Consider the following 10,661-nt stretch of genomic DNA (forward strand, 5'->3'; position numbering starts at 1 on the left):
CACGCCGAGCACGGCTAGCACTCCAACTGGCCCGGCCGCCAATCCGAGTGCATGTTCGACCGTCTCGGCCAGATCGCGCAGCGCCGCGCCGGGCGCGAGCAGCGCCCGGCCCAGCCACCCCTGCTCGGGGCTTGCGACAGGTGCGCTCACGCCGCCACCGACCCCTGCCCGTTGGCGCCGCTCGTCCCCGAGACCGGGGTAGTACCGTATGGGAATCGTGCACGCGCCCTATGGCGTTCGGTCGAGGCGGCAGCGGCGTCCGGTTTGCGCAGAACAACCACATCCTCATGCGCTATGAGGTGCATCGGCAGCCCTGCGGCGCGCTGTTTGACGACGAAGTCGCGTTGGAAGAAGCTGCTGCGCGCGACGAGTTCACCGTCGGTGAGGCGGCCCAGCAGCGCTACGCACCGCTCGACCGGGACCAGCCCGGCTAGCTCGGCGCAGGTGAACAGGTGGGTCGGCAGGTTCACCAGCTCGGCGTGCTGGCGCCACGGCCGCGCGGTGATTACGACGTGTCCGCCTGGAGCGAGGTACTCGGCGGCACCGGCGAGGATCCGGGTGAATCCCGAGAGCAAGCGACCCAATCCGACGTTGGCGAGGTTGCCTCGGTCGAGCACCGCGCCGTAGCGGTGATTGGACTTCTGAACCGGTGCATTGCCGTTGGCGCGGACGTGGCCGTGCAGGGAGTCGCCGTAGGGCGGGGAGGTGATGACCAGACTGGCGCGGCCCCGCAACTGTGCCGGGATCAGGTCGGGCAGCTTGCGGGCGTCGCCGGTGTAGACGTTGGCGTCGAGATCGATCCCCGCCTCGCGAGCGAGCGTGAGGTTGGCGCGGGCCAGCTCGGCCCACCGGGCCTCGTACTCCACGCCGACCGCGCGGCGGCCGAGGTGCAGGGCTTCGACCAGGGTGGTGCCGATCCCGCACATCGGGTCCAGAACGAGGTCCCCGGGCCGGGTGTAGGTCTCGACCGCGTGTTGCACGATCGCGGGGAACATCTTGGCCGGGTGCGCGGTGCTGTCGGGGTGATACCGGCCCCGACGTTGCGCGGCAGGCGCGTTCTGGGCTGTCGCCCACACCGACACCGGCCGCGCGACCAGGCTGGTGGGTGCGGTGGTCGTGGAGTCGACGTCGGTGTTGGCGAGGGTGGAGTCGAGGGTCATGGCGTGTCCTTCGCGTGAGTGGTTCGGGCGGGGCGAGGGGTACGGGTCAGCCATGGGCTGCCTGGAAAAACACGAAGGCGTCGGTGTGCGCGACGACATGGCGCGGGCGGCCGGACGCGACCGGGTCGGCGGGTGCGGTGGCGGTGACAGTGGTCCCGGCGATCGGCGCGGCAATGATGTGCTGGAGGTAGAGCAGATCGGCGGCCTGGGCGGCGGCCACGACCGAACCGGCCGGATCCAGCAGGACGCCGGAAACGCTGTGGCGGCAACGCGACAGCACGACCAGCAAACCCCCCATCGCCATCACGTCGGTCGCCAGCGAGGTCACATACTCGGCCGCCTCCATCGTGTCCGGGTGATCGGCCAGCAGGCTCGCGATAACCAGATCCACCGGCTCGCCTGTACGGCTCGCGCGGGTGGGGGCGTCGAGGCTGTGGCGGTCCAGATCGCGGATCGCGGCGTGGGCGTGGGCGGTGTCGGGCTCGATCACCCGCAGCGCGCCCCGAACGGTCGGGACGGGCCTGCCGATGAGCATCACCCGCGAGCCCGGTCCGGAGAACTCGCGGGTCGCGTGGGCCAGGATCGGGGCGGGCCAGCGGTCGTCTGGATCGAGGGGCTCGGCACCGAGCGCCCACAAGGTCGAGGGGACACGCACGGTGGGCGTCGGGGCAGCGGAGGTGGAGCGGGGTCGGCGAGAGCTGGCGGTCATAACGACTCCTGACGAGAGAGCGGTGTGTACTCGCTTACTTCCGCCGAAAAGCCGTTTTCGGGACACGCCGAACAGAATTTCTTTCTGAGAATTTCCTGATGGCGAAATGGTGCCTGGGCACGCTATTCGGCCTAGGGGTTGGCGCAAATTTTTTCGAGATTCTTTTCGGCTGGTTGCCGAGGTAGTTGGGTGCGGTATCCGCGTCACCCCCAAACCACCCCCAAACCACGCCCAAACCGCATCCGCTCATACACATTCACTGGTAGATGCGCCCTTGCTGCGTGGGTGGCTGCCCGGTGATCGACTGCGATGAGTGGTAGCGAATTATTCGCCAGCTTGGCGCGGGTGTGTTTTGGGTGTTGTTTGGATGTGTTCCGGGTGCGGTTTGGGGGTGGTTTGGGTGCGTTTCGGATGTGGGTCTCCGGTGTCCTTGCGAGGTCGGAAGTTTTCGATCGAAACAGGAGTTTCTGGTGACGAATTCGCAAGTCGTGAAATATCCGGGATCCGGTGGTTCGCCGGGCTCACCGTTGGCAGTGGTGCGCGCGGGATTCGAGCGGATCGCCGCGCAGCCCTTGCCCATCGATCCGCGTCCCGTGCCGACATCGACGGCCACCGGTGGCTCGGCTCGGACGTGGGAGGAGTTGCGCGAGCGGCTGTGGGATCCGGCGACGCCGATGGAGGAGGTCGACGCGATCTGGGTGTGGCTCATCGAACGGGCACGGACTCGGGACGAGGGCGCGATGCTGGTGTGCGCCGGGCTGGCGGCACCGATGCTGGCCCGGACAGCAGGCGAGTACGCGACACCGAGCAACACCGCGCGCCATGACATCGAGTCCGAAGTGCTGACGGCGTTCCTACTCCACCTCCCGCGCGTCGGCCTGGATCGGCCAGGGGTGTGGCATCGGCTGCGGTGGGGTGCCTACCGCGCCGTGCTCAAGGCGGCTTACCAACAGCAATCGCCAACGATGTCGGTGGGCGACCTCGACCGCGACCTCGGTCCGCTCGGTGAACGAGTCCGGGCGATGGTGGCCGGGCCGGGCCATCCCGAGACGGTCCTGGCCCAGGCCGTGGCCGCCGGAGTGATCTCCGAGGGGGCGGCCGAACTGATCGCGGCGTCGCGGTGGGAGGGCCGCTCTTTGACCTGGCTGGCGGCCGAGCGTGGCGTGTCGTTGTGGAAGCTGCGCAAGCAACGTCCCCGCGCCGAACGCGCCCTGCTGGCCTGGCTGACCGAACGCGCCCGCGACCTGGACCCGGATCGCACCAGCACCGTCGAAGCCGAAGCGGTCGCCGCGCTCGCACCCGCCGCTCGCACCGGGCGCGCACCGCGGCGAGGTCGCCGGCCGAACCGGCGCTCCTCGGCACCGGCGCCCTCGCGCACCGAGCACGGGCAAAAGGCTGCCGCATGAACGCGAACCGAGGACACCTCAGCGAGGCGCCACCGGCGTCGACTCGGCAGCCGGGGCTGTGGCGGCGGTGGCCGACGACCCTCGCGGGCCTGGGCACCACAGCGGCGTTGCTGGTGCTGATGGCCGGATCGGCGTCCGCCGGGCCGCCGCAGACAGCGGTACTGGCGGTCGCCTCGTCGCTGGATCAGGTGATCGACAACGCCCGTAACTGGGTGATGGGGATTCTCGCCGGGTTGGCGACGTTGTGCCTGACCGTAGCTGGTGCGCGCTATCTGCTCGGTGGAGGCGATCCCGCCGAGACCGAGAAAGCCAAGACCGCGTTCCGGGCCGCGTGCCTCGGCTACGCGCTGGCGATGCTGGCACCGGTCATCGTGGCCGTTCTCAAGTCCATCGTCGGAGGCTGACGTGAACGCCTCACACGCGAGTGGCGCCGCCCTCGTCTCCGCACGACGACCGCGGCCCGCACACACCGCCACAGCAGCGGCAGCGGTGGCGGTGTTGGTGGCGGTACTGCTCGGCCTCACCGGCGCGGGCGGTGCCGCCGCACAGCCCGCGACACCGACCGTGCCGGTGACCCCGACACCGGCCACACCCGCCCCCACGACTGCTCCCCCGGCAACGACGACCCCGCCGTCGCGGTGGGTGACCCCGCCCTCCACCACTATCCCGAGCCCGGCCACGCCCACACCGACCGCACCCGGCACCATCTCCCCGGCTCCGGCGGGTTCGTCGGGGTCGGCCGAGTGCGGGGTCACCAACATCAACGGGTGCGTAGAAAACGCGATCGACGGGTTCTTCCAGCGGATCGTCGAGTCCGCGCTCAACCCGCTGCTCGAACTGCTTTCAGAAACCCTGCTCACCACGCCCGAACCGGGGCGGATACCGCAGATCGGTGTGCTGTGGGACCAGTCGTGGCAGATCGTCACCGCCCTGTACGTGCTGGTGGTGATGGCGGCGGGAGTGCTGCTGATGATGCGCGAAACCCTGCAGACCCAATGGTCGATCCGCGAACTCGCCCCCCGGCTGGTGGTCGGGTTCGTTGCCGGGGGACTGAGCATGATGATCGCCACGGCGGCGATCGGCCTCGCCAACGCCCTCGCCCAAGCCGTGGCCGGAGACGGCGTCGACTCCGGCTCGGCCGCCGATGCGCTGACCGAACTCGCGACGACCAGCCCCCAGAGCCAGGGATTCGCGCTGCTGCTGTATCTCGCGTTGGTGGTGATGCTGCTCGTGTTGCTCATCAGCTACGTCGTGCGAGTCACCATCACGATCCTGCTGATCGTGTCCGCACCTTTGGCGTTGATGTGTCATGCACTGCCCGGCATCGACGGAGTAGCGCGGTGGTGGTGGCGCTCGTTCGCCGCGTGCCTGGGGATCCAGGTCGTGCAATCGCTGACGCTGGTGACGGTCCTGCGGGTGCTGCTCACCCCGGGCGGATGGCATCTCTTCGGTCCGGACGCGAACGAGATCGTGAACATGATCGTCGCTCTGGCGCTGATGTTCGTGTTGATCAAGACCCCGATCTGGCTGCTGTCGGTGCTCAAGATCGGGCAAGGTCGTTCGTTCGTCGGGTCGATCGTGCGTGGCTTCATCGCCTACAAAACCCTCGGCCTGCTCAAAGGTGCCACCGCGAGCAGCGCACGGAGCGCCGCCACCGCGACACCCGCCCGGCGAGCCACCCAGCCCACCCGGCCCCCGCGAGCGCCTCGCACCACCGCTGCCAGCTCCGGGCCTCCGGATCCGTATGCACGGGTGCGCTCCACCCGCGACGGGCAGCTGATGCTGCCTCTGGAAGGGGTGCGTCGAGTCGGTCGGCAGCCGAGCCCGACTCCCGCCCACTCGACCAGCACCACCCCGACCCGCCCGGCCCGGACTCCACGCGGACGCCAACTCGCGTTCGACTTCACCCCGCCCGACCCGTACCGGGGCACCCGGGCCGGAGCCGGTGGACAGTTGCCACTACCGATCCCGGTCCGCCGGGTCCGGCCCACAACACCTGCCCCGGTCCAGCCACCGGAGCGTCCCAGCACCCGGCGTCAGCAGCCCCAACAGCTCGCCTTCGATTTCACCGAACCCGCCCCAGCCGATCCCTACGCCCGTCTGCGGCCGACTCGTAGCGGCCAGTACCCGCTGCCGTTCCCGGTGATCCGGGTCACACCCGCACCGCCGCCGCCGAACCCACCACAGCCGCCCGCGCCCGCGCCGTCGCGGGCGGCGGGACGGCAACTGCATCTGCCCATGCCCGACCTGCCCGTGCGCCGCCGCGCGCCACGCGCTCCGAGAGGAGGACCTTTGCGATGAGCACTATCGTGCGTATTCCCGCTGACGTCGACCGGTCCGACCGGCTGCTGGGCCCGTTCACCGCCCGCCAGCTCGCCGTCCTCGCCGTCACCGCCGGGCTGTTGTACTCGGCCTGGACGGCGACCAGAACGGTTGTCGCGCCTGCGGTCTTCGCGGCCGTCGCGACCCCGATCCTGGTCGTGGTCGCTGTCGCGGTCCTCACCCGCCGCGACGGTCTGTCGGCCGACCTGCTGGCGGTGGCCGCGATCCGCCACCGCCTCCGCCCGCGCCACCTCGTTAGAACACGCGGGCAGGCACCGCCACCGCCGAGGTGGATCACCGATCGCGCCACCCACTCCCGGCCCCGCCCACCCACACCGGTCGCGTTGACCGCGCAGGCGGCGCGGCTGCCGGAGTCGGTCACCGCGACCGGTAGCGGTGTCGGCGTGATCGACCTCGGTGCCGACGGTCTTGCCGTCATCGCAGTAGCTGGCACTCTCAACCTGAGCCTGCGTACCCCGGCCGAGCAGGACAGTCTCGTCGGCCAACTCGCGGGATGGCTACACACTCTGCGTCAACCCGTGCAGATCCTGGTGCGCTCGGCGCGGCTGGACCTGACCGAGTACATGACCGGCCTGCACACCGCCGCCGAGCAGATGTCACCAGATCTCGCCGTCGCCGCGCTCGACCACGCCGATCACCTCGCCGAGCTGGCCGCGCGGGAGAACCCGACTCACCGCCAAGTGCTGCTGGTGTGGCGCGAACCCGTCGAGAGCCTCGCGGCCACCGGGCTGCGTGCCCGGTGGCCCGGACGGGGCAAGGCACGGCGCGCGCTGTCCACCGGCGCACGCCGGGCAGCCGAATCGCGGCTCCTGCGCCGGATGAACGAGGCCGCTGATGTGCTGGGCCCGCTGGGTATCTCGGTCACCGCTCTCGATGAGATGCAGGCACGGGCGGTGCTGACCAGCTGCACCAACCCCGACGGCCTCGTCTCGGCCGCCGCCGACATCGCCGCACCCTCGGCGATCATCACGACCGACCCCGACTACGCAGCGGCCGACCCGTTCACTAGCGAGACCGGCTTCGCGCCCGAATCGCTGACCATCGGCACTCGGCATCTGGAGATCGGTTCCGACTGGACCCAGACCCTCGCGGTCATCGGATACCCGAGGGAGGTGACGGCGGGCTGGCTCGCACCGCTGCTCTCACACCCCAGCCGGGTCGAGGTCGCCATCCACATCGACCCCGTCGACCCGGTCACCGCCGCCACCAGGCTGCGCCGCCAGCAAGCCCGGCTCGAGTCCTCCCGGATGCACGACGTCGGCCGGGGCCGCCTGTCCGACCCGCAGATCGATGTCGCGGTCGAAGACGCCGCCGACCTGTCCGCGCGCGTCGCGCGCGCCGAGGCCAGGTTGTTCCGCGTCGGGGTGTATCTGAGCGTGCACGCCGAGTCCGAGGCCGAGTTGGCCGACGAGGTCGCCGCCGTGCGGGCGCTGGCGGCGAGCCTGCTCGTGGACACCTGCACCCTGTCCTACAGGTCCGCCCAAGCCTGGGCCACCACCCTCCCGCTCGGGATGGACCTGATCCGGGTTCAGCGCACCTTCGACACCACCGCCCTCGCCGCGGCGTTCCCCTTCGACTCCCCACAGTTACCTGCCGTCGATCCGGCGCAGGCCGCGCGCCCGCACGGGGTGCTCTACGGCCGCGACGCCGCCTCAGGCCTGCTGTTCGTGGACCGGTTCGCTCCCGAAGCCCACAACCACAACCTGGTGATCCTCGGCCGGTCCGGCGCGGGTAAGTCCTACCTGGTCAAAACCGAGATCCTGCGCTCGCTGTATCGCGGCATCGAACAAGTCGTCATCGACCCCGAAGACGAATACCGCCGCCTCGCCGAAACCGTCGGTGGCACCCATATCCGCCTCGGCGCTCCCGGCGTGCGTCTCAACCCGTTCGACCTGGAAATCCACACCCGAGGCGACGGGCGCCGCAGCGCTCCCACCGACGCCCTCACCCGCCGCAAACTGTTCTGCCACACCCTGATCCAGGTCCTGCTGGGTGAGCAGACCGCCGCCCAGAAATCAGCGCTAGACGCTGCCCTGGCCACCACCTACGCCGCTGCCGGGATCACCGACGACCCCGCGACCTGGACCCGGCCCGCGCCCACGCTGAGCGGTTTGCGCGAACAACTCGACCGGACCGGGTCTACCGCCGCTGCCGAGCTGGCCGCCGGACTGCACCCCTACGTCGGCGAGGGTGCCTATGCCGGGCTGATCGACGGGCCCACCACCACCGAGCCCAAGGGCGCGATGATCGTCTTCTCGTTGCGGGAGCTGCCCGAAGAGCTGAAAACGATCGGCACGCTACTCGTTCTAGACGTGACGTGGCGGCGGGTGTCGAACCTGGGCCAGCGGCGGCCTCGCATGATCACCGTGGACGAAGCCTGGCTGCTCATGCGCCAGCCCGCCGGAGCACAGTTCCTGTTCCGGGCCGCGAAGAGCTTCCGCAAGCACTGGGCGGGATTGACTGTCGCGACCCAGGACTGCGCGGATGTGTGCTCGACCGAGCTGGGGCGCGCGATCGTGTCCAACGCCGCGACCCAGATCCTGCTGCGCCAGGCACCGCAAGCCATCGACGAGGTCGCTACGGCGTTCCACCTCTCCGACGGAGAGCAACAGTTCCTGCTCTCGGCCGCACGGGGATCCGGGCTGCTCGCGGTCGGGGGCACCGACCGGGCCGTGTTCGGATCACTGGCCTCACACACCGAGAACGCCATTATCACCACCGATCGCGGCGAACTCGCCACCACCAGCCATGAGATCGATACCGATGTCGACCTCGACGCGTCGGCGTACCGGACGCACCCGAGCCCCGGCGAGGACCTACACCAGCAGCGAAAGGCGTCACAGCGATGACCCCCATACATAAGGCAGCGGGTGACTCGACAGCATCGGAAGCAATGCCGGAAAGGGCATCCCGGGCAGACGGAAATTCCAGTCGTCCGTGCCGGAAAAACCGTTCGGACAGCGGTCGCGAATTCAAAATCGGGGGTAATAGCCGCAGGTCGAAAAATTCTCCAGCCGACCCGCTTGACCACACGGCGATATCGAGCGTGAATGTAGGACCGTCCCCGCAAACCGACAACACCGGGAATTCGGCGGCGGACTACTGGCTCAGCACGGAGGAGGTATCGAAACGTTTGAAGATCCCTGAGAAGACCCTCGCGAACTGGGCTTCTCTCGGTAAAGGTCCCCGCTACGCCCGAATGGGCAGATATCGGAGATACCGATTCAGCGATCTTATCGACTGGGAAGAAGCGCAGCTCGAACACGGACAAGATATGTGAATCCTATCCGGATTCGGCTCGAATACATGCTGCACGGAAAGGTGCGAATTAGATGCCTCGACAGGCGTTGGCAATAGGAACATACGGAACGATCAACTGCACAAAACTGGGCCCACGCCAATACCGTGCACGGGCGCGATACCGCAGCTATAGCGGGGAGACGGTCTCGGTCGAAGGGTGGGGAACCAGCAAGAGCGGAGCGGAGACGCGCCTCAAACAGATCATCCAGGACCGAGTCAAATCCGAGGGTCGGCAGCGGAACAGCGCCATCACCAGAGACACGCTGATTCCCGCACTGGCAGACGCTTGGCTCGAGGAGATGGAACTGGACGAGACGACTGCCCCGCAGACGTTGGAGTGGTATCGGGAGGAGATCGATCCCTCCAACGATCCACGCGCGCGGAAAGACACCGTGAAGATCAAAACGGCGATGAGTGGCGTGCGACTGTTCGAAGCCGACACCTCATACCTGGATAATCACCTCAAACAGATCCAGAAGAACGGGCACACCCGTAAAGCGCAATGCCACAAGATCATTCTCACCGGGATGATGAGCCTGGCTGTACGACACGGAGCGATCCGCGAGAACCCCATGCGGGAAGTCGGCAAGATCAAACGGAAGCGATCCAAGCCGAAAGCAATGGACGAGACAACCCGCAACGGGCTGCGCGCGCAGCTCGAAACCTGGCTCGCCGGTGAAGAAATCCCGGGCACACCCGCCTACACGCGCGGGCCAGCACGCGACCCCGACATCCTTAACGCCGCCGATGTGCTGTTGGGAACAGGGGCTCGACCCGGTGAATGCCTCGCTTTCCGTCGCTGTGATCTCAACACCGCCGCGACACCATGGGAAATGACTATCAGCGGAACCATCGTGCGCGTGAAAGGCAAAGGACTGTACCGGCAGGAATGGACGAAAACCGATGCCGGGTACCGCACCGTCCTACTGCCGCAGTTCACCATCGACACCCTGCGCGCACTCGGTGCCGACAACTGGGACCCCGACGACGAATCCCCCATCTTCCCGTCCATACGCAGCACCTGGAGAGACCCCCACAACTTCGGTCGCACCTGGCGCGCCGCACGCGGCACCACCTATGCCTGGATCACCCCGAAGACCTACCGCAAGACGAACCTAACCGCCGTGGCCGAAGAATTCGGACCCGAACAGGCCAAACGACAGGCCGGACACCGAAATGTTTCCACTACCGAACAGCACTACATCGATCAGCCCGCAAAGGCCCCCGACTCCACCGCAGCCCTCAACCATCTCGCGCCAACGTTCTCCGCTCCCGCCTAGGACAAGCCGGGAAACCGGGATTGTCAACGATCCGCGACGGTGCGTCAGCACCCCGCCATCGGTCCCACTAGGGCAGCGGACGCCCCGCTGCCCGCGACCGCGCAAACTTGGCCGTCCCCACGCTAACCCCACGGTTTGAACGGGAAAAGATGGGAACATACTGGATATGATGGGACCCGAACGCCCGCTGTCGCCGCAGGTCACGGGATGTTTCGGGTTTCGATGGGAACCATGAGACACCTTGAACACCTGCGTGGGGGTCAGGGGTTCGAGTCCCCTTAGCTCCACCGAAATCGCAGGTCAGGACCGGTATTACACCGGTCCTGACCTGTTTATTTGGCCCAACCCCACGGAAACCCCACGGTTTGCATTCTGGTTTGTATCGGATTCTTCGGATGGGCCGTGGGTGTGGTGATCCAGGGCATCCGAAAGCGCACAGCCGAGTTTCGGTGCGCCCTATGTG

8 protein-coding genes are annotated in these 10,661 nt (G+C 67.9%); 6 read left to right on the top strand and 2 right to left on the bottom strand.

Features of this window, described 5'->3' with window-relative positions; translation table 11 throughout:
- Nucleotides 1–146: 146 nt before the first annotated feature.
- Together ON44_RS34515 and ON44_RS47255 are read right to left on the bottom strand one after the other, a co-directional pair.
- Nucleotides 147–1,160: a TRM11 family SAM-dependent methyltransferase gene (locus ON44_RS34515; RefSeq protein ID WP_051182745.1), complete on the bottom strand. Its 1,014-nt coding sequence runs from the start codon at nt 1,158–1,160 to the stop codon at nt 147–149.
- Nucleotides 1,161–1,206: 46 nt separating this feature from the next.
- A complete protein-coding gene (locus tag ON44_RS47255; RefSeq protein WP_157187422.1) occupies nt 1,207–1,869 on the bottom strand; it encodes a hypothetical protein in 663 nt (220 codons plus the stop codon).
- Nucleotides 1,870–2,339: 470 nt separating this feature from the next.
- Here ON44_RS47255 and ON44_RS34525 point away from each other — a divergent pair, with 470 nt between their 5' ends.
- From ON44_RS34525 to ON44_RS34545, 6 genes are read left to right on the top strand one after another with little or no spacing between them, the layout of a single operon-like run.
- Entirely contained in the window at nt 2,340–3,275 is a 936-nt protein-coding gene (locus ON44_RS34525) for a hypothetical protein (protein WP_051182747.1), read from the top strand.
- Nucleotides 3,272–3,679, top strand: coding sequence for a pilin (locus ON44_RS34530; RefSeq protein WP_245567463.1), 408 nt, complete (start codon nt 3,272–3,274; stop codon nt 3,677–3,679). The genes ON44_RS34525 and ON44_RS34530 overlap by 4 nt, the downstream gene beginning before the upstream one ends.
- Nucleotide 3,680: 1 nt before the next feature.
- Complete coding sequence (locus ON44_RS34535) at nt 3,681–5,576, top strand: TrbL/VirB6 family protein (protein ID WP_051182748.1); 1,896 nt, start codon at nt 3,681–3,683, stop codon at nt 5,574–5,576.
- On the top strand, nt 5,573–8,467 hold the full coding sequence (locus ON44_RS47835) for a PrgI family protein (RefSeq protein WP_063721677.1): 2,895 nt from the start codon (nt 5,573–5,575) through the stop codon (nt 8,465–8,467). The genes ON44_RS34535 and ON44_RS47835 overlap by 4 nt, the downstream gene beginning before the upstream one ends.
- 44 nt (nt 8,468–8,511) lie before the next feature.
- The gene (locus ON44_RS48860) at nt 8,512–8,898 is read left to right on the top strand and encodes a helix-turn-helix domain-containing protein (protein ID WP_083898306.1); all 387 of its coding nucleotides are present in this window, start codon (nt 8,512–8,514) and stop codon (nt 8,896–8,898) included.
- Between the two features lie 52 nt (nt 8,899–8,950).
- The gene (locus ON44_RS34545) at nt 8,951–10,198 is read left to right on the top strand and encodes a tyrosine-type recombinase/integrase (RefSeq protein ID WP_051182749.1); all 1,248 of its coding nucleotides are present in this window, start codon (nt 8,951–8,953) and stop codon (nt 10,196–10,198) included.
- The last annotated feature ends 463 nt before the right edge of the window (nt 10,199–10,661 follow it).

This window comes from Nocardia vinacea NBRC 16497 (genome assembly GCF_000308835.1).
Classification (GTDB): Bacteria; Actinomycetota; Actinomycetes; order Mycobacteriales; family Mycobacteriaceae; genus Nocardia; species Nocardia vinacea.